At 63.7% G+C, this 21,216-nt stretch carries 9 protein-coding genes; 7 read left to right on the top strand and 2 right to left on the bottom strand.

The window, feature by feature from the left end; genetic code table 11:
- Window positions 1-377: 377 nt before the first annotated feature.
- The 7 genes from M0D67_RS06270 (at window position 378) to treY (ending at window position 18,811) form a co-directional block, all read left to right on the top strand.
- Window positions 378-3,821 (top strand): maltotransferase domain-containing protein, encoded by a 3,444-nt coding sequence (locus tag M0D67_RS06270; protein WP_266237932.1) that lies wholly within the window; start codon window positions 378-380, stop codon window positions 3,819-3,821.
- Window positions 3,818-7,276 carry a maltose alpha-D-glucosyltransferase gene (gene treS, locus M0D67_RS06265; RefSeq protein WP_266237929.1) on the top strand — a complete coding sequence of 1,153 codons (3,459 nt, stop codon included), beginning with the start codon at window positions 3,818-3,820 and terminating at the stop codon, window positions 7,274-7,276. Before M0D67_RS06270 ends, treS begins: the two co-directional genes overlap by 4 nt.
- On the top strand, window positions 7,269-9,479 hold the full coding sequence (gene glgB, locus M0D67_RS06260) for a 1,4-alpha-glucan branching protein GlgB (RefSeq protein ID WP_266237926.1): 2,211 nt from the start codon (window positions 7,269-7,271) through the stop codon (window positions 9,477-9,479). The genes treS and glgB overlap by 8 nt, the downstream gene beginning before the upstream one ends.
- Window positions 9,480-9,577: 98 nt before the next feature.
- A complete protein-coding gene (gene glgX / locus M0D67_RS06255) occupies window positions 9,578-11,797 on the top strand; it encodes a glycogen debranching protein GlgX (RefSeq protein ID WP_266237924.1) in 2,220 nt (739 codons plus the stop codon).
- Between the two features lie 29 nt (window positions 11,798-11,826).
- Window positions 11,827-13,746, top strand: a complete 1,920-nt coding sequence (gene treZ / locus M0D67_RS06250; protein ID WP_266237922.1) for a malto-oligosyltrehalose trehalohydrolase — start codon at window positions 11,827-11,829, stop codon at window positions 13,744-13,746.
- Window positions 13,743-15,944, top strand: coding sequence for a 4-alpha-glucanotransferase (gene malQ / locus M0D67_RS06245; RefSeq protein WP_171927067.1), 2,202 nt, complete (start codon window positions 13,743-13,745; stop codon window positions 15,942-15,944). The genes treZ and malQ overlap by 4 nt, the downstream gene beginning before the upstream one ends.
- Entirely contained in the window at window positions 15,941-18,811 is a 2,871-nt protein-coding gene (gene treY, locus M0D67_RS06240) for a malto-oligosyltrehalose synthase (protein WP_266237917.1), read from the top strand. The genes malQ and treY overlap by 4 nt, the downstream gene beginning before the upstream one ends.
- An 84-nt stretch (window positions 18,812-18,895) precedes the next feature.
- Here treY and M0D67_RS06235 read toward each other — a convergent pair whose 3' ends face one another.
- Together M0D67_RS06235 and M0D67_RS06230 are read right to left on the bottom strand one after the other, a co-directional pair.
- Window positions 18,896-20,239 carry a hemolysin family protein gene (locus M0D67_RS06235; protein WP_266237914.1) on the bottom strand — a complete coding sequence of 448 codons (1,344 nt, stop codon included), beginning with the start codon at window positions 20,237-20,239 and terminating at the stop codon, window positions 18,896-18,898.
- Window positions 20,240-20,333: 94 nt separating this feature from the next.
- A complete protein-coding gene (locus M0D67_RS06230; protein ID WP_266237911.1) occupies window positions 20,334-21,140 on the bottom strand; it encodes a sensor histidine kinase KdpD in 807 nt (268 codons plus the stop codon).
- Window positions 21,141-21,216: the final 76 nt, after the last annotated feature.

Raw genomic sequence — 21,216 nt, 5'->3', positions numbered from 1 at the left:
CGCCACCCCGTGTAAAACCCGGGCGACGCCCGTCCGTTTTACACGCAAACCACCCGCCGCCGCGCTCCCATCGCGTCCGCCCGTCCGTCGCGCCTCCCCTTAGGGCGCGCGCTCCGCCACCCTTCCGCTTCGGTCCAGAACGCACTGGCACAACGTTTGCTGCGTCTTGCGAATAGTTCTGGCCGGCCCCGTGCCATCGACGCCTGGCGTCAAAGCACCCCTTACTGGCCAGCGGCGTGACGATCTTTGCACTACATTGACCAGTACGCGCCCTCGCTTCACGCATCGCGCGGTATCCGGCTCTGGAAGCCCAATGAGCGCTGTGATCGCATGTCAATTGCATCCACACCGCAGCAGGACGAATCTGGAAACGACCGATGGAATCCCCAAACGGGTACGCGCCGCGGATTTACTTTTTCCATTCACTTCTCGTCGGGCCGCTCGATGCATGGCCTGCGCAGTTCGCTCACGCAGCCGGACTGGGCTTCGATCACGCGCTGATCGGCGGCCTCTTCGAGCCGGGCCGCGCGGGTCACGCACAGGTGGTTGGCAACCACGGCCGGCTGCATCCGGCATTCGAGACTCAGCAACCCGCCACGGAGGCGATCCGTACGCTCGCGCACGCCGCACGCCAGAACGGTCTGACCTTGCTGGTCGATCTGGTGATCGACCGGATGGCCGCCGATGGCGCGCTGTACGCCGAACATGCCGCCTGGTTCCACCCATTCGAGTCTGAAGAGGCGCGGCTCGATCCGCGCCATGTGCATCACGAGGACAACGTCGCGTATGCCAACTTCAACGACGACGCCAGCCGCGCTGCGTTAGTCGGCTGGTGGACGCAGCAACTGCTGGCGCTGGCCGACGCCGGTGTCGGCGGCGTCCGGTTCGATTCGCCGCATCGCGTGCCGGCCGCGGTTTGGCGGCAACTCGGCGAAGCGGTTCGGGCGAAGCATCCCGACGTGCGCTTCCTCGCCGCGACGCCGGGTCTCGCGCGTGGCGATTTGCTCGGCCTCGCTGGCGCGGGCTTCGACAGCGTGTTCTCGTCGGTGCGCTGGTGGGACTTCCGCGCCGGCTGGATGGTGGAAGAGCATGCCGCGCTCGCCCGCATCGCCGCACCCATCGCCTTTCCCGAAGCGCCTTACGGCACCCGCCTCGCTGCCGATCTCAGCGAGGCGCACGACGCCGCCATCGTCGAGCGGGCCTACCGGCGCGCGCTGTTCGCGTCGGCCTCGACCGGCACCGGCTGGATGATGCCGATGGGCTTCGAATATGGCATCACCGAGCCCATGTCGCAGACGCGCGGCGACGCTGCGCAGTTTGCGCTGGCCTGCCGGTCGAAGCGATTCGATCTCTCGGAACAGATCAGCCATGTGAACGACGTGGCGCGCAATACAAAAACGCTGCACGCCAACGGCGAATTGCGCCCGCTAAGCGGGCCCGGCGCGCCCGCGGCCGTCTTGCTGCGCGCCGACGCGCCCGATCTGCGCGACGCCGGAGAAGCGATCCTGATCGCCATCAACCCCGAACTCGGTGCGCCTGTGCGCGTCGATCCAGCCCGCTTCCTCACGGGCGTACCGGGCAACTTCACGCGCTTCGTCCCGCTCGACGCGTCCGCGCATGCCACGCCCGCCACGCTGACGCCGTTCACGCTCGCACCCGGCGCCGTCAGTTTGTTCCGCGGGGTCGCCGATGAACCGATCCGTCTCGCGCCGCCGATCGACAAGGCAAACAGCAAGCGCAGCGGCCGCAAGACGGTGCTCGAAGCGATCAGCGCGCCGCGCGTGGCGATCGAGAGCGTGACACCCGCGGTCGATAACGGACGCTTCCCCGCCAAACGCACGGTGGGCGAGCGCGCCGAAATCACCGCCGCGATCTTCGCGGAAGGCCACGACAAGATCGCCGCCGCCGTCGTCTGGCGCGCCGCTGACGAAACCGCCTGGCACGAAGTACCGATGAGCCCCGCACAGCCGGCCGGCCTCGATATCTGGAAAGCGCGCATTCCGCTGGAGCGCATGGGCCGTCACGAGTTTACGGTGATCGCATGGCGCGACGACTTTGCGTCGCTGGTCGAGCATATTCAGAAGAAGCTGAAGGCGGGCCAAACCGTCGAACTCGAACTCGACGAAGCCACGCATCTGTTCGCCCTGGTGCTCGCCGAAGTGGAAACCGCGGAAGGTACGATAAGCGAGCCGCTCGAACATATCGTCAAGGTCTTCACCAAGGCCGATCCCGAGGCCAAGCTCGCACTGCTGCTGGCGCCGACCACCGCGAAGGCGATGACCGCCGCGCGCCACCGCCCGTTCCTGAGCCGCGATCCAATCGTCTACAAGATCGACGCCGAACGCACCGCGGCAGGCTTTGCAAGCTGGTACGAAATCTTCCCGCGTTCGATGAGCGACGATGAATCGCGTCACGGCACCTTCGCTGACGTCGTCACGAAACTGCCGCGCATCCGCGACATGGGTTTCGACGTGTTGTACTTCCCGCCGATCCACCCGATCGGCGTCGCCAATCGCAAAGGCCGCAACAATACGCTGACCGCACAGCCGGGCGATGTCGGCAGCCCGTACGCGATCGGTGGGGTCGAGGGCGGCCACACTGCCGTGCATCCCGAACTCGGCACGCTCGACGACTTCAAGCAGATGCTGGCCGCCGCCCACGCGCACGGCCTCGAAATCGCGCTCGACTTCGCGATCCAGTGCTCGCCGGATCACCCGTGGCTGAAGGAGCATCCGACGTGGTTCGCCTGGCGTCCCGACGGCACGCTGCGTTACGCGGAAAATCCGCCGAAGAAGTACCAGGACATCGTCAATCCGGACTTCTATGCGCACGACGCCAAGCCCGATTTGTGGCTCGCGCTGCGCGACGTCTTCCTGTTCTGGATCGAGGCGGGCGTGCACATTTTCCGTGTGGACAATCCGCACACCAAACCGCTGCCGTTCTGGGAATGGGTGATCGACGATGTGCGCTCGCGCTATCCCGACACGATTTTCCTCGCTGAAGCCTTCACGCGGCCGCGCATGATGAACCGGCTCGGCAAGATCGGCTTCTCGCAGTCGTACACGTATTTCACGTGGCGCGAGTCGAAGCGCGACTTCATCGAGTACATGACCGAACTCACGCAAACCAGCGCGCGTGATTTCTACCGGCCGAATTTTTTCGTCAATACACCGGACATCAACCCGCGGCATTTGCAGTCGTCGGGGCGTTCGGGCTTTCTGATCCGGGCCGCGTTGGCCTCCACACTCGCCGGTTTGTGGGGCGTGTATAGCGGTTTCGAATTGTGCGAGGCCGCTGCGTTGCCGAACAGCGAGGAATATCTCGACTCCGAAAAGTATCAACTACGCGCGTGGGACTGGAACCGGCCCGGCAACATCGTCGGCGAGATCACTGCGTTGAACCGGATTCGCCGCGCAAACCCGGCATTGCAAACGCATCTCGGCCTCACGTTACTCACGGCGCACAATGACAAGATCCTGTTCTTCGAAAAAGCGACCGCAGCACGCGACAACGTGATCCTGGTCGCGATCAATCTCGACCCCTTCAACGAACAGGGCGCGGATATCGAATTGTCGTGGGACACTTTCAACCACTGGAATCTGCACGACCATGGCGCGCTGGAAGCGACCGATCAGATGACCGGTGCGCGTTTCGAATGGCACGGCCGCTGGCAGCACGTCCGCCTCGGTTCAGGCCAACCGTTTTCGATCTGGCGCATCGCGCCGCTCGGCGGCCTACCCGCTGAACGCCCGGATGATGCCGACAGCGACTATCACGCAGACGACGCTGGCAACCCAACCCCTACGGAAGGTGCGACATGAAGCGTGAAGATCCAGCCCAAAGCACGTCGCAGATCCATGCGAGCACAGCCGCCGGCGCGGCGAAAGTGCGGACATCGCGGCGCGGCAAACCCGCCGCGCTCAGCGACGATCCGCTCTGGTATAAAGACGCCATCATTTATCAGGTGCACATCAAGTCGTTCTTCGACGCGAACAACGACGGCGTCGGCGATTTTCCGGGCCTGATCGCGAAGCTCGACTACATCGCCGAGCTCGGCGTGAATGCGATCTGGCTGCTGCCGTTCTATCCGTCGCCGCGGCGCGACGACGGCTACGACATTGCCGATTACCGCAACGTGCATCCCGACTACGGTCAACTATCGGACGTGAAGCGCTTCATTCAGGAAGCGCACGCACGCGGCATCCGCGTGATTACGGAACTGGTGATCAACCATACGTCCGATCAACATCCGTGGTTTCAACGCGCCCGTCGCGCGAAGCCGGGGTCGAATCATCGCAACTATTATGTGTGGTCCGAAACCGATCAGAAGTACCAGGAAACGCGGATCATCTTCATCGATTCTGAACCGTCGAACTGGACCCATGATCCGGTCGCGGGCGCTTACTACTGGCATCGCTTCTACTCGCACCAGCCCGATCTGAACTTCGACAATCCGGCCGTGCTGAAGGAAGTGCTGCAGGTGATGCGCTTCTGGCTCGACATGGGCATCGACGGGCTGCGGCTCGACGCGGTGCCATATCTGGTCGAACGCGAAGGCACCAATAACGAGAACCTGCCGGAAACGCACGCAGTACTGAAGAAGATCCGCGCGACCATCGACGCCGAGTATCCGAACCGCATGCTGCTCGCCGAAGCGAACCAGTGGCCGGAAGACGTGAAGGAATATTTCGGCGACGAAGACGAATGCCACATGGCGTTCCACTTCCCGCTGATGCCGCGCATCTATATGTCGATTGCGAGCGAGGATCGCTTCCCAATCACCGACATCATGCGGCAGACGCCGGACCTCGCGGAAACGAATCAGTGGGCGATTTTCCTGCGCAATCACGATGAACTGACGCTCGAAATGGTCACGGATTCAGAGCGCGATTACCTGTGGAACACCTATGCGAGCGATCGCCGGGCGCGCCTGAACCTCGGCATTCGCCGCCGGCTCGCACCGCTGATGGAACGCGACCGCCGCCGCATCGAGCTGATCAATTCGCTGCTGCTGTCGATGCCCGGCACGCCCGTGATCTATTACGGCGACGAGCTCGGCATGGGCGACAACATCCACCTCGGCGACCGCGACGGCGTGCGCACGCCGATGCAGTGGTCGTCGGATCGTAACGGCGGGTTCTCGCGCGCCGATCCCGAACAACTGGTGCTGCCGCCGGTGATGGGTTCGTTGTACGGCTTCGACGCCGTCAACGTCGAAGCGCAAAGCCGCGATCCGCATTCGCTGTTGAACTGGACTCGGCGCATGCTCGCCACGCGCCGTGCGAAACAAACCTTCGGACGCGGCACGATCCGATTCCTGAAGCCGGAAAACCGCAAGATCCTTGCGTATCTGCGCGAATTGCCGGACGAACCCCCGATCCTGTGCGTCGCGAATCTGTCGCGCGCACCGCAGGCGGTCGAACTCGATCTATCCGAGTTCAACGGCTCGGTGCCGATCGAAATGACTGCCGATTCCGTGTTCCCGGCAATCGGCCAGCTCACTTATCTGCTGACCTTCCCGCCGTACGGTTTCCTGTGGTTCATGCTCTGCTCGAGTGGCCAGCGTCCGACATGGGCGCAAGCGCATTCCGAACCGCTGCCCGAGTTCGTCACGATCGTGATCCGCGAGGGTCAGGTCGGCCCGACGCCGGAAAACGTCCGGCTGCTCGAATCCGAAGTGCTGCCGTCCTGGCTGAGCCGGCGCCGCTGGTTTGCCTCAAAGGATCAGAAGATGCACGCGGTGCGCCTCGCCGCGTTGACGACGATCCCCAACGGCGGTTTCGCGTTCACCGAAATCGAAGCCGACGTGGGCGATCATACCGAACGCTACGTCGTGCCGATCGCGATCACGTGGGGCGGCGAGACCACCACGCCGCTGTTCATGCAACTCGCCTTGGCGCGCGTGCGCCGCGGCCGCAACGTCGGTCATCTGACGGACGCGTTCGCACTGCCCATCTTCGCTCATGGCGTGATGCGCAAGCTGCGCGAACGCGCCGTCGTGCCGACCGTACAGAAGAGCGAGATCAAGTTCCTCCCCACCGAGCGTTTCTCCGAACTCAATGATATCGGTGAGCGGCCCGAAATCCGCTGGCTGGCGGCCGAGCAAAGCAACAGCTCGCTGATCATCGCCGATGCCGCGGTGTTGAAACTGGTGCGGCGTCTGGTGAGCGGCGTTCATCCGGAAGCGGAAATCAGCCGCTATTTGACCCAGCTCGGCTACGCGAACACCGCGCCGCTGTATGGTGAAGTGGTGCGCGTCGATCCCGAAGGCGTGCCGCATACACTCGCTATCTTGCAAGGCTATATCGACAATCAGGGCGACGCCTGGAACTGGTCGCTGGACTACCTGCGCCGCTCGGTGGACGAACTCGCGATCGCCGTCGATACGGACGGGCAATCGCCGGACCGCGACAACGAAACGATTCTCATGGAAGGTTACAGCGCGTTGGCCGGCACCATTGGTAAGCGGCTTGGCGAACTGCACATGGCGCTTGCGTCACCTTCCGACGACCCGGCATTCGCACCGGAACTCGCCAGCGCCGAGCAGGTGAAGGCGTGGGTCGCCGGCACGCAAGCCATGCTCGCCGGCGCGCTCGATCTGCTCGCGCCGCGCATCGAACAGATGAGCGATCCGGACACCCAGGCATTGGCACAAAGCCTGATCGACCGTCGCGCCGCGCTGGTCGCTGCGGTCAGCAAGCTGGTGTCGGGCGATGCGGGCGCGCTGCGTACCCGCATTCACGGCGACTTCCATCTGGGTCAGGTGCTGGTCGCGCAGGGCGACGCGTATCTGATCGACTTCGAAGGCGAACCCGCGCGTACGCTGGAGGAACGGCGTCAGAAGTCGAATCCATTGCGCGACGTGGCCGGCTTGTTGCGCTCGCTGTCGTATGCGAGCGCCGCGGCGCAGTCCACGATGGAAAGCGCGCCACAGCAAACCGCCGATCGCAAGCGCGCGCTCTTCGACCGTTTCCGTGCGCATGCTACCGAGACGTTCCTCAAGGAATACCGCGCCGCCATCGCGGATTCGCCGACGCCACTGGTAGCGCCCGAAGCCGAACAGGCCTTGCTCGATCTGTTCCTGATCGAGAAAGCCGCTTATGAAATCCGTTACGAGGCGGCGAATCGTCCAACGTGGCTCAGTTTGCCGGTACGCGGCCTCGCCTCGCTCACCAGCCGCTTGCTCGGTGACACTGGCAGCCCGCAGCACGATCCATCAACCCAGGCGCCAAACGCCGCCGCATCGCCTAATCCGGCCGAGGGCGACTATGAGTGAGCACGATCCGGCCGCAGGCCTCCAACCCCTCGATATCGACGCGCTCGTTGAAGCGCGTCACCCCGATCCTTTCTCGCAGCTCGGCATGCATCGGACGGACGCGGGTCCGGTGGTGCGCGCGCTGCTGCCGAACGCCAGGCACGTCACCGTCATTTCACGCGCCAACGGCGCAACGCTCGGCGAGCTCGAGCAACTCAGGCCGGGGCTGTTTGCCGGCCGCATCACCTCTGCCGCGCCCTATCGCCTGCGCATCGACTGGCATGGGACCGTGCAGGAAATCGAAGACACGTATTCGTTCGGCCCCGTTCTCGGCGACGAGCCGTTGGGCCGTCTGGCCGGTGGCGACCCGTACGCGGTGCTCGAATGCCTCGGCTCGCGTCCGATGGAAGTGGACGGCGTGCCAGGCGTGCGCTTCGCCGTCTGGGCGCCGAACGCGCGGCGCGTCTCGGTGGTCGGCGACTTCAATTCGTGGGACGGTCGCCGTCATCCGATGCGGCTGCGCCATCAGGCAGGCGTGTGGGAATTGTTTGTGCCGCGCGTCGGCCCGGGCACGCGCTACAAGTACGAATTGCTCGCCCGTGACGGCCATCCGTTGCCGCTGAAGGCCGACCCGTGCGCGATGCAAACGGAATTGCCACCAGGCACCGCGTCCGTGGTCGCGCATGTCGACGAGATCGAGCGATTTGAATGGACCGATCACGACTGGATTCAGTCGCGCGCCGCCAAACAGACCTCGCGCGCGCCGATCTCGATCTACGAAGTGCATGCCGAATCGTGGCTGCGCGTCGCCGAAGAGGGCCAGCGCGGCCTCACGTGGGAAGAACTCGCCGAGCGGTTGATTCCGTACGTGAAAAGCATGGGCTTCACGCATGTCGAGTTCATGCCGATCGCCGAGCATCCGTTCGGCGGTTCGTGGGGCTATCAGCCGCTCGGACAGTTCGCGCCGTCGGCACGCTTCGGCAAACCCGAGCAGTTCGCCCTGTTCGTCGACAAGGCGCACGCGGCCGGCCTCGGCGTACTTCTCGACTGGGTGCCGGCGCACTTTCCGAACGACGTGCATGGCCTGATCGATTTCGACGGCACGCCGCTCTACGAACACGCCGATCCGCGCGAAGGCTATCACCAGGACTGGAACACGATGATCTACAACCTCGGCCGCAACGAGGTGAGCGCGTTCCTGGTGGCATCGGGCCTCGCATGGTTGAAGCGCTATCACGTCGACGGTCTGCGTGTGGATGCGGTCGCCTCGATGCTGTACCGCGACTATTCGCGCGCCGCCGATGAGTGGGTGCCGAACATCCACGGCGGGCGCGAAAATCTCGAGTCGATCGCATTTCTGAAGCGGCTGAATCATGAAGTCGGCTATGTGCCGGGCGTGCCGGGCGCGATCACGATCGCCGAGGAATCGACCGCGTGGCCGGGCGTGACCGCACGCCTCGAAGATGGCGGCCTCGGCTTCCAGTTCAAGTGGAACATGGGCTGGATGCACGACACGCTGCACTACATGGAAGAGGACCCGGTCTACCGCCAATACCATCACCACATGATGACCTTCGGGATGGTGTACGCATATTCCGAGCGTTTCGTGTTGCCGCTCTCTCACGACGAGGTGGTGCACGGCAAAGGCTCGCTGCTCGGCAAGATGCCCGGCGACAGATGGCAGAAATTCGCCAACCTGCGCGCGTACTTCGGCTTCATGTGGACGCATCCGGGCAAGAAGCTGCTGTTCATGGGCGGCGAATTCGGCCAGATGGCGGAATTCGATCACGACACGTCGCCACACTGGCATCTGCTCGACGATCCGAACCATCACGGTGTGCAGAAGCTCGTGCGCGACCTGAACCATCTGTACCTCCACGAGCCCGCGCTGCATTTGCTCGACAGCGAGCCGGGCGGCTTCCAATGGCTAGTTGGCGACGACAACGGCAACAGCGTGTATGCCTACCGCCGCACCGATGGCGAAGGCCGCGAACTGGTGGTGGTGTGCAATATGACGCCGGTGCCACGGGTCGGTTACCGGATGGGAATGCCGCGCGCCGGCCGCTGGGCAGAAGTGCTGAATACGGATGCCGGCGTGTACGGCGGCTCGAACATGGGCAATGGCGGGCTGATCCACACCGACAACGTCTCGAGCCACGGCTGGCCGCATTCCGCTGCGCTGACGCTGCCACCTTTGGCAACGATCGTTTTGCGCGCAGATTGATAGAAGTGTTGTAAGACGGGCGCGCGGCGGCCAGGCCGCGCGCCCTTTGCATGAAGTCCCACGATAGCGTTCATAAAACAGAACAAGGAAGGGGAATCATGTCGCATGCAATGCCCGACCGGCTTCTGCCCGGCTCGCCCTATCCGCTCGGCGCTAGCTGGGATGGCCTCGGCGTCAACTTTGCGGTGTTCTCGGCGAATGCGCAGAAAATCGAGCTTTGCCTGTTCGATCCCACCGGTCGCAAGGAGATCAGGCGCTTCACGCTGCCCGAATGCACCGACGAAATCTGGCACGGCTATTTGCCCAATGCGCACCCCGGCACGGCATACGGCTTTCGTGCGCATGGGCCGTACCAGCCGCAGCACGGACATCGTTTCAATCCGCACAAACTATTGCTTGATCCGTATGCGCGCAAACTGGTCGGGCAGTTTCGCTGGTCCGATGCGCTATTCGGTTACCGTGTGCATTCGAATCGCGCCGACCTGTCCATCGACCGGCGCGACTCGGCGCCGGCCATGCCAAAGTGCGTCGTGATCGACGAAGCCTTCGACTGGTCGCACGACAAGCGCCCGAATGTGCCGTGGGGCGAAACCGTCGTCTACGAGGCGCATGTGCGCGGCGTGTCGATGTTGCGCCCCGATTTGCGCCAGCACGAACGTGGCACGTTTGCCGCGCTGGCGTCGCCGGAATTCATCGAGCATTTACTGAAGCTCGGCGTGACCGCCGTCGAATTGCTGCCCGTGCATGCGTTTCTGAACGACCGCTTTCTGGTGGAGCGCGGCCTGCGCAACTACTGGGGTTACAACACCGCGGCATTTTTTGCGCCGGAGCCGTCGTATCTGAGTTCGCACCGGCTTGATGAAATGCGCATCGCCGTGCGTCAGTTGCATGCGGCCGGCATCGAAGTGATTCTCGACGTGGTCTACAACCACACCTGCGAAGGCAACGAGATGGGGCCTACCGTCTCATGGCGCGGCCTCGACAACGCGAGCTACTACCGCCTGATTCCCGGCGACGAACGCCACCATATCAACGACACCGGCTGCGGCAATACCGTGAACCTGCCGCATCCGCGCGTGCTGCAGATGGTGATGGATTCGCTGCGCTACTGGTCGACGAAGTTCAATATCGACGGCTTCCGTTTCGATCTCGGCGTGACGCTCGGCCGCGAGCAGCATGGTTTCGATCCCGGCTCCGGTTTCTTCGACGCGTTGCGCCAGGACCCGATCCTGTCGCAACGCAAGCTGATTTCCGAGCCATGGGACATCGGCCCTGGCGGTTATCAACTCGGCAACCATCCACCGGGCTTCGCCGAATGGAACGATCGTTTCCGCGATACAGTGCGCCGCTTCTGGCGCGGTGACGCGGGCCTGCGTCCCGATCTTGCAGCGCGTCTCACCGGTTCCGCGGATCTGTTCAACCGGCGTTTCAGGAAACCGTGGGCATCGGTCAACTTTGTCACGTCGCATGACGGTTTTACGCTCGCCGATACCACCGCGTATGAACACAAGCACAACGAGGCCAATCTCGAAGACAACAACGACGGCCACAACGAAAACTGCAGTCGCAATTGGGGTGTAGAGGGCCCGACCGACGATCCGGTCCTCCTCGAAACCCGCAAACGCGTGGCCCGCTCGCTGATCGCCACGTTGCTGATGGCGCTCGGCACACCCATGGTGCTGGCAGGCGACGAATCGCTGCGCACGCAGAACGGCAACAACAATGCGTACTGCCAGGATAACGAACTATCATGGCTTGACTGGGAGCGCGCGGAGTCGCCCGACGGCCGTCAGATGACCGCGTTCGTCGCACGCGTGATCGCGCTGCGCAAACAGCATCCGCTGCTGCGCGAAACGCGCTTTCTGTTCGGCGATCGCGAAGTGTTGCCGGGCTTGTTCGATGTCGGCTGGTTCGATGAACACGGCGATCCGCTCACTATCGAAGCCTGGCAGGACCCCGAAGGCCGCGCGTTCACGTTGCGGCGCGCGGGTCCAGGCTTGAATGACGAAACGGAAGTATTGTTGATGATGCTCAATGCTGCGGACGAAACACGGCGTTTCACACCGCCCGCGCCACACCTGGAATGGCATGTGCTGCTAGATACGGCTGAGCCGGAAAGCGCGCCGCATCGGTTGGCAGTGCCGGAGGTCGAAGTGGCCGCGCATAGCCTCGTGATGCTGGCGGCGCAGCCCATTGGCGAAGCGGATTGGCAGGCGGGCTGGAAAGCCGGCGCGCAGCACGGGCCGCGGCTGTTGACCGCGCTGCCGCCCGATCCGGGTGCGCATCCGCCGAGCAGCGATACGTCGCCGACCACGTAGGCGAAAGTAACATCGAATGGTGATGAATCATGTCCGAAAGTCCGATTGATCCTCACGCGCATCATCACGCGCATTGCCTGCCGTTCAGCGCACAGTTGCTAGGCGCTACGGGCGCGAAGCCGCGCACGCGGTTCCGTTTCTGGGCGCCTTCGTGCAAGACGGTCCAGGTGGAGATCGAAAACGGACCGGCCCAGGGCGCGCACGACATGACGCCTGCCGGCAACGGCTGGTTCGAAACCACCGTCGAGAGCGGCGCGGGCACACTGTATCGCTTCCGGCTCGATGGCGAGCATGCGGTGCCCGATCCTGCGTCACGCTTCCAGCCGCAAGACGTGCACGGGCCGAGCGAAGTGATCGACCCGCGCGCGTACCACTGGGAACATACGAACTGGCACGGTCGCCCGTGGGAAGAAACGGTGTTGTACGAGTTGCACGTCGGCGCGATGGGCGGCTATGCGGGCGTGCAGAAACGTCTGCCCACGCTTGTCGCGCTCGGCGTGACGGCCATCGAACTCATGCCGTTAAACGACTTTCCCGGCCGCCACAATTGGGGCTACGACGGCGTGCTGCCATATGCGCCCGATTCCGCGTACGGCCGCCCCGAAGAACTGAAAACGCTGATCGACGCCGCGCACGGTCTCGGCCTGATGGTTTTTCTCGACGTGGTCTACAACCATTTCGGACCGGACGGCAATTATCTGCACCAATACGCCCGCTCGTTTTTCCGCGAAGGCACGCACACGCCGTGGGGCCCGGCGATCGATTTCGACCGCAGTGAAGTGAGCGATTTCTTCATCGACAACGCTGTCTACTGGATCAACGAATATCGTCTCGACGGCCTGCGTTTCGACGCGGTGCATGCCATCGACAATCACACGTGGCTGCGCGAATTGTCCGACCATATCCGCGCGAAAGTGCAGCACGGCCGGCATGTGCATCTGGTGCTGGAAAACGAACACAACAGTGCGAGCCTGCTTGAAACGCATTTCGACGCGCAGTGGAACGACGACGCGCACAACACGCTGCACGTTCTGCTGACGGGCGAAACGGAAGGCTATTACCACGCATACGAGGATCAGCCGATCCGCCGCCTTGCGCGCGTGTTGTCGGAAGGTTTCGCGTATCAAGGTGACCCGTCGCCGATTCACGACGGTGCGCCGCGTGGCGAAGCGAGCCGGCATCTGTCGCCCACCTCGTTCGTGATGTTCTTGCAGAATCACGATCAGATCGGCAATCGCGCATTCGGCGAGCGCCTGCGCAAGCTGACGTCGGACGATGCCTTGCGCGCCGCCACCGGTTTGCTGCTGCTGTCGCCGCATATCCCCATGCTGTTTATGGACGAGGAATACGGCTCGACCCAGCCGTTCCTGTTTTTCACCGACTACACCGGCGAGCTCGCCGACGCCGTGCGCGAAGGGCGGCGTCGCGAATTCGCACGCTTTTCGGCGTTCAGCGATGAAAAGCGTCGCGCGCAGATTCCCGATCCGAACGACGTGCAGACCTTTGCGGCCTCGTCGCCGCCTGAGCCCATTCAAGGCGCCGCTGCGGATGCAAACGCGAAAGACCGCCTCGAGTGGATGCACTTCTACAAATCCGCGCTCGCCGTGCGGGCGAAGCTGATCACGCCGCGTCTGAAACATGCCAAAGCGTGTGGCTCGACCGTGTTGACCGCCACAAACGGCGGCGACGCCAATGCGCTGATTTCCCGCTGGAAACTCACCGATGGCGAAACCTTGTCGATTGCGTTGAATCTCTCGAAGGAGAACGTGGCGTTCCCCGATCTGCCTGCCGGCAAAGTGATTTTCGAAACGCCGCCGCGCGTGCGCGAGCAGATCGACGCCAAGGTGTTGCCGTCATTCGCGTTCGTCGCGTGGGTGACCGGCGACGTCAGCGACTATGCCATCGGCCACGATGCCCGCATCGCCGGCCAACAGGAGCACAACGCGTGAGTGCCACCCGCCGTCCAAACGATACGATCGTGACCCTTGCCACGCGCGCTGGCTTCGAAGTCGAGTGGCGGGATGCGCACCATACGACGCAACACGTACCCGAGAGCACACTCGCCGTGCTGCTCGACCGGATGGGTTTACCGTGCGGTAACGCCACGCAGATCCGGCACAGCGCCGCCGCGCTCGAAGCGGAACTCTCCGGCCGCAAACTGCCCCCGCTGATGACGGCGGAGGTCGAGCGCGGCATCGCGCTGCCTGCCGCGGCGATCAAATCCGGCAGTCACTACCGGATCGAACTCGAAAGCGGCTCGATCATCGACGGTCGCTTCACGGCGCCTAAAGGCGAGGAAGCGTTGCTCACACCGATCGACGAGCCCGGCTATCACACGCTGGTGATCAACGAACAACGCATGACTTTGGCCGTCGCGCCGTCGCGCTGCTATACCGTCGCCGATGCATGGCGCACGCTGCACGACGGCACCACGACGCAAACGCCGCTGTTGTGGGGTATCGCCGCGCAGTTATACGGCTTGCGCCGCACGGGCGATGGCGGCATCGGCGACTATACGGCCCTCGCGCAAATGGCGATTGAAAGCGCAAAGCGTGGCGCGCATGCGCTCGCCGTCAGTCCGACGCACGCGATGTTCAGCGCCGAGCCAAATCGCTTCAGTCCGTATTCGCCGTCGTCGCGTTTGTGGCTGAATGTCACGCATATCGACCCCACCGCGGTGTTCGGTGCCGAAGCCGCGCGCGCCGCGCTCGAGGCCGCGCAGGCCACCGAAGCATGGCCGGCACTCGAAGACTTGCCACTGATCGACTGGCCGAACGCGGTCGTGCTGAAGCTGAAGGTTTTGCGTGCGCTGTACGAGAATTTCTGCGCCCAGGAACGCGCGCACGACACGCCGCGTGCGCTCGAATTTCACGGTTTCTGCGAACGTGCCGGCCGTGCGCTCGAAGACCACGCGCGTTTCGAAGCGCTACAGGCGGTGCAGTTGGCTCAGGAAGGCGGCAATGGCCACTGGCGCAACTGGCCCGAGGCATTGCGCGATCCACGCAGTCCGGAAGTTGAAGCCTTTGCCGAAGCGCATCGGCATGAAGTCGACTTTCATCTGTTTCTGCAATGGCTCGCCGCCAAGGGCTTGTCGCACGCGCAGCATGCAGCGAGCGACGCCGGCATGGCGGTCGGCCTGATCGCCGACCTCGCCGTCGGGTGCGATAGTGCCGGCAGCCATGCATGGTCGTACCGCGACGACATGCTGCAAGGCATTTCAGTGGGCGCACCGCCCGATCTGTTCAACCAGGCCGGACAGGCTTGGGGGCTCACTACCTTCTCGCCACGCGCAATGCGCACGCAGGGCTTCTCCGCATTCATCGACATGCTGCGCGCGGCGTTCGCGCATGCGGGCGGCATCCGCATCGACCACATTCTCGGCTTGCGGCGCCTGTGGCTCGTGCCCGAGGGCGAGAGCGCGCGCAACGGCGCCTATCTGCGCTATCCGCTCGAAGACCTGCTGCGGCTGATCGCGCTCGAATCATGGCGGCATCGCGCGATCGTGATCGGCGAAGATCTCGGCACTGTGCCGCCCGGTTTTCGCGAGCGGCTCGACGAGCACGGTCTCGCCGGCATTCGCGTGCTGTGGTTCGAAGGCGCGGAAGGCGGCAGGGGCTTCAAGCCGCCGCAGGCGTGGGACCGCAACGCTGTCGGCACCACCACGACCCATGATCTGCCGACCGTGGCGGGCTGGTGGCGCGGCAGCGACATCACGTGGCGCAACCGGATCGGTCAGACGATGGCGCGCGCCGATGGCCGCGACGCGGAGGAAGTGGCACAGGAAGAACGCGCCGCCGATCGCGCGCTGTTATGGCGCGCGTTCCAGCAAGCCGGCGTCGCCGCGCCGGACGTGGACGCGCCGCCGCCCGACAAGGCGCCCGTGGATGAAGCGCTCGCCTTCGTAGCCGCCACGCCCGGGCCGCTCGTCACTTTCCCGCTCGAAGATTTGCTCGCACTGGTCGAGCAACCGAATCTGCCCGGCTCGATCGACGAGCATCCGAACTGGCGCCGCCGCGTGATCTTGCCCATCGACGCATTGTTCGAGGACGGCACCTTCAGCGATCGCCTGCTGGCGGTCGACCGCGCGCGCCGCGGCGCCACCGTTCCTGCTGCTTCCAACGTTTCTTCGGAGCCTGATACGCCATGACCGTCCCGCGCTCCACGCTTCGCCTCCAGTTCCATCGAGGCTTTACCTTCGACGATGCCACCAAGCATGTCGACTACTTCGCCGCGCTCGGCATCAGCCACGTGTACGCGTCGCCCATCACCACCGCCGAGCCGGGTTCGATGCATGGCTACGATATCGTCGACTACACCCAGGTCAACGCTGAATGCGGAGGCGAAGCGGGCTTGAAACGCCTCGCCGACAAACTGCGCGCGCACAACATGGGGTTGATCGTCGACGTGGTGCCGAATCATATGGGCGTCGGCGGCTCGAACAACGCGTGGTGGCTCGATATCCTCGAATGGGGCCGGCACAGCGCGTACGCTCGCCACTTCGATGTCGACTGGCATTCGCCCGATCCGGCCTTGCGCGGCAAGGTGCTGGCGCCGACACTTGGCGCGCCGTACGGCGAGGAACTCGCGGCCGGCCGGATTGCGCTGCATTTTGCGGCCGACAGCGGGCGCTTTTATATCGGCTACGGGCCGCATATGTTTCCGGTGTGCCCAATCGACTACGCGGCGATTCTGCAAAGCGCGGACCGCGCCGATCTCGCCGCACTGGCCGAACGTTTCCAGGGCCTGACGACGCAGCCTGCCGATCAGCCGCGCGCCGCCGAAGGACGCGACATGCTGCGCGAATTCGTCGCGCAAAGCGGCAGCTCGGCGATCGAATTGGTGCTGGAATCGTATTCGACCGCAGACCCGGTGACGCGTGACCGTTTGCATCGATTGATCGAACGGCAGCACTTCCGCCTCGCGTGGTGGCGCACTGCTTCAGACGAAGTGAACTGGCGGCGTTTCTTCGACATTTCGACGCTGGCCGGTGTGCGTGTGGAGCGGCCTGAAGTGTTCGAGGCGGTGCACGCGCTGATTTTCCGTCTGTATCAGGAAGGCGTGGTGGATGGTTTGCGGATCGACCACGTGGACGGCCTCGCCGAACCGCGCGAGTATTGTCAGCGCCTGCGGCAGCGCCTCACCGAATTGCGCGACACCGCGCCGTATGTGGTCGTCGAAAAGATTCTCGGCCGCGGCGAGCCGCTGCGCGACGATTGGCCCGTGGACGGCACGACCGGCTACGATTTCATGAACGACGTGGGCGCACTGCTGCACGATCCGGCCGGCGCCGAACCGCTCGCGCAGACCTGGGCCGAACTCACCGGCCGCAGCCCTCGCTTCACCGACGAAGCCCTGGCCGCGCGACGCAAGATTCTCGCGGAAAACCTCTCGGCGGAACTGGACCGCGCGGCGCGCGCGCTGCACCGCATTGCCCGCGATTCGTTGACCACGCGCGATTTCACCTTCACCGCGCTGCGGCGCGTGCTGGCCGAACTGGTCGTGCATTTTCCGGTGTATCGGGTCTATCCACAGAACGGGCTGCGCAGCGCTGCCGATAACGTGTATTTCGAGCAGGCGCTAGCAGGCGCGAGTGAGACGCTTTCGCGCGCGGACTACGTGGTGCTCGACCGCGTGAACGCGTGGCTTGGCGGCAGTGCTGAAGAGGTGCCGAACGCACGCGGCAATGCGCAATCGCAACAGCAAGGTTCGAATGGCGCCCCGCCAAGTCATGCAGGTTCCGCGCGGCGCACTGCGCAGACGCTGTTTTCGCAATTGACCGCACCGGTCGCCGCAAAGGCGATTGAAGATACAGCGTGCTATCGCTACGGACGCTTGCTATCGCGCAACGAAGTCGGCTCGGACCCGGGCGAGTTTGCTCTGTCGGTCGCGCAATTTCATGCGGCGAATCTCGAACGTTCGCAGCGCTTTCCTCACGCGATGCTCGCCACGGCCACGCACGATCACAAGCGTGGCGAAGACGTGCGTGCGCGGCTTGCGGTGTTAAGCGAGATTTTTCATGACTGGAGCACGACGTTGCGTGCGTGGTCGACCTTGAACGCGCCGCATCGCCGTGCGCTCGACGGTAAGCCGATCAGCAGCGTGAGCCACGACACAAGCTACGATTGGGCGCCAGGCCCCGCCGCCGAGGCGATGCTGTACCAGACATTGGTGGGCAGTTGGCCACCGGATTTAAAGCCGGACGATGAAGCGGGCGTCAAGGAACTGGCTGAGCGCGTCGCGCAATGGCAATTGAAGGCGCTACGGGAAGCGAAGCTGCAGACCAACTGGCTCGCCCCCGACGAAGCCTATGAGGCCGGCTGCCGCGATTTCCTGTTCGATATCCTGGCGCCGCAGCGACGCAATGGTTTCCTGCGCGAGTTGTCCGCGTTCGTGGCGCGGATTGGACGCGCCGGTGCGCTCAACAGTTTGCAGCAGACCGTGTTGCGGCTGACGTCGCCTGGGATTCCCGATCTTTATCAGGGTACTGAGTTGTGGGACTTCAGCCTGGTCGATCCCGACAATCGCCGGCCCGTCGATTTTGCGAGGCGTGAGGCGTGGCTCGCACAAACACCGCCTTCGGAGTTTCTGGCGAACTGGCACGATGGCCGGGTAAAGCTCTCGGTAGTGCAGCGCATGCTGGCGTTGCGCGCGCATTTGCCGGAGTTGTTGAGTCAGAGTGCGTATCTGCCGCTTGCAGTGCGCGGTGCGCATGCGTCCAATGTGGTCGCGTTTGCACGGCGGCATGGGAATGCGTGGGCTGTGGTGGTGGCGAGCCGGCTTGCTGCCGGGTTGCTCGGCGCAGAAGGCAATGGCGGCGATTTGCCGATGGTCGATCCGGCCAAATGGGGCGATACGGCGATCGAAATGCCCGCGGATCTGGCCGCGCGGGCGCTGTTCGACTGGCTGAGTCCGGCGGCGCCCAAGGTCGACGAAAACGGTTTGCTTTATCTGCGCGATGCGTTGAGCGCGATGCCTATCGCGGTGTTGGTGGAGGACGGCGTGCCACGTAGTTGATCTGTGATTTTTAGAAGATCTTTTGAAGATCGTATGCAGAGCAATGTTTCAGTGGACCTGAGACGGACTCAGCAAATAAGCCGTTCAACCGCCTTCGTCGTCATAGGTCTTCGGATAAACGCGCACGAGCACGATGCGCGGCCCCTTCATCTTTTTGACCACCACGTCGAAGCGATCGAACTCGACGCGCTGCCCTTCGGTAGGCAAATCGTTGAGCGCCTGAATCACGAGACCGCCGACCGATTCGGCCTTGCCCTCGTCAATGTCGATTCCGAGCGCGCGTTCCAACGACACCACCGGCAAGCTGCCCTTGCCCATCAGCGTGCCGTCGTCCATACGCGTCCAGTCGGCGTCGCCCTGGCGGAATTCGTCATGGATCTGCCCAACCAGCGCGCCGAGCAGATTGTCCAGCGTCAGAAAGCCGATCGGCTTCGAGTTCTTGTGACCAACCAGTGCGAAGTGCGGTGCGCCCTTGCGGAAGCGGCGAAACAGTTCGAGCGCCGGCATCTCCGGCTTCACATACTGCACGGGTCGCGCATATTTGGAGAGGTCGTCGAGCGTGCTGCCCGCGTGCCGCGCCAGCAGCAAATCCTTCAAGTGGATCATGCCCGCCACGCGCTCGCCGGACGCGTCTTCGAACAACGGATAGCGGCTAAAGCGGTGCCGCGCCACGACCTGCATGTTTTCGCGCAACGGCACATCGCGCCGCAGGCCGACCATTTCATAGGACGGCCGCATCAGATCCGAGACGGTCATGCGCGAAAAATCCAGCGAATGCGCAATCGTGTTCCATTCGTCCTGGCTGTATGCGCCATCTGGCGCACCGAGTTCAGTCGCGACGTTGGCGCGGCGGCCACGCAGGATCAGCTTGAGTTCGTCGGTCGAGTAATGCGAGTCGTGGCCGTGGTCCGCGTCGAGGCCCGCGAGCTTCAACACCGCGTTGGCGCTCGTGTTGAGCACCCAGATCGCCGGATACATCGCCCAGTAGAAACCGTACAGCGGCGTAGCGGCCCACAGCGAAACTTTCTCCGCCTCGCGAATCGCCAGCGACTTCGGCGCCAGCTCGCCCACCACGATGTGCAGGAACGAAATGCACGAGAAAGCGAAGAACAGCGAGATGCCGTGGATCAGCTTCTCCGACTCGACGCCGAGCAGGCTGAAGACCGGCGTGAGCAGTTCCGCGAACGCCGGCTCACCAATCCAGCCAAGCCCAAGCGACGCCAGCGTAATGCCGAGCTGACAGGCCGACAGATACGCGTCGAGCCGACCATGCACCTTTGCCAGCAAACGCCCACGCATACCGTGTTTGGCCGCGAGGCTCTGCACGCGCGTCTGCCGCAGCTTCACCAGACCGAATTCGGCGGCGACGAAAAAACCGTTGAGGGCAACGAGAAACAATGCACCGATAAGGGCGACAACCTGGATCAAAGCGACGGGCTCCGGCAACAAAAGTTGTCAGTATAAATGGCGAAAGCAAGCTGAAAGTTAATCGCGTGCAGGAACGCGCGTCGACACCTGCCGCTCACGTTGCTGTCGTTGCACTCAGCGGCACATGTAGCGCGAGCGTCACCGCTTCGCTCTCAGGCGCGTCGCTTTGCTCGAAACTGCCGCCGTGCGCTTCCGCAACGCGCTTGCACAGCGCGAATACCCACGCGATCCGTTTGGCTTCGCGCGGTTCGCGCGCCTGCTTGCGGGCAAAGGCCTCCAGCAGATGCGGCACCGCCGGATCGTCCAGCGCAGCGGCGCTTTGATTGAAGGTGACAGTGGCGTACCACCTGGTGGCGTCCGCGCGTGCGGCCAGCGTGACCGCGGCGCCCTCCGTACTCGCCTCGACGGCAAACGTGAGCATCAGCCACAACGCTGCGGCCAGGCGCTCACGGTCGCCGTTGAGCTGCTCGGTAGAGAGGTGCGACTCGACCGTGACCTCGACGCCACGTGCGCGCGCCAACCCGGAACGGACTTCGTCAACGGTTTCATCGAGTAGCGGATGCAGCGAAAACGGCGCAAGAGCCAGTTCCAGCGATTTGGTCTCGGCGCGCGTGGCGTCGACAATCGTCTCCAGCAACTTCACCTGCTGTTCCACGCCGTTGCGAATGCCGGTGACGGCGCGTTGCGAATTCGGGTCGTTGGCATCGAGCTTGCGCTCGAGCACGTACGCCCAGCTATGGATGGCGTTCAGCGGGCCACGGAGGTCATGCGACACCAGCGACAGCACGTGATCGCGCATAAACAGCGCGGTCTCCGCACGCAGACGTGCGGTGCGTTCGGATACGGCGAAGCCGGAAGGAACCGGCGTCGCGCCGGCGGTCCCGGTGGAAGGCGTTGTCACGATCGAACCCTCTCAGGCGGTGCATCAAATGTCAAACGAAGCCCCATTATAGGCATGCCGTCCAGCGCAACCAGCC

The sequence above is a fragment of the Paraburkholderia sp. SECH4 genome (assembly GCF_030511745.1).
In the GTDB taxonomy this organism is placed as follows: Bacteria; Pseudomonadota; Gammaproteobacteria; order Burkholderiales; family Burkholderiaceae; genus Paraburkholderia; species Paraburkholderia madseniana.
Note: the sequence above shows the minus strand (reverse complement) of the source record. Positions and strands in the feature narration are given on the sequence as shown.

What these genes read in the sequence shown, in the direction of transcription:
- M0D67_RS06270 (WP_266237932.1), top strand. Translation starts at nt 378, where the DNA reads ATGGAATCCCCAAACGGGTACGCGCCGCGGATTTACTTTTTCCATTCA.
- treS (WP_266237929.1), top strand. Translation starts at nt 3,818, where the DNA reads ATGAAGCGTGAAGATCCAGCCCAAAGCACGTCGCAGATCCATGCGAGC.
- glgB (WP_266237926.1), top strand. Translation starts at nt 7,269, where the DNA reads ATGAGTGAGCACGATCCGGCCGCAGGCCTCCAACCCCTCGATATCGAC.
- glgX (WP_266237924.1), top strand. Translation starts at nt 9,578, where the DNA reads ATGTCGCATGCAATGCCCGACCGGCTTCTGCCCGGCTCGCCCTATCCG.
- treZ (WP_266237922.1), top strand. Translation starts at nt 11,827, where the DNA reads ATGTCCGAAAGTCCGATTGATCCTCACGCGCATCATCACGCGCATTGC.
- treY (WP_266237917.1), top strand. Translation starts at nt 15,941, where the DNA reads ATGACCGTCCCGCGCTCCACGCTTCGCCTCCAGTTCCATCGAGGCTTT.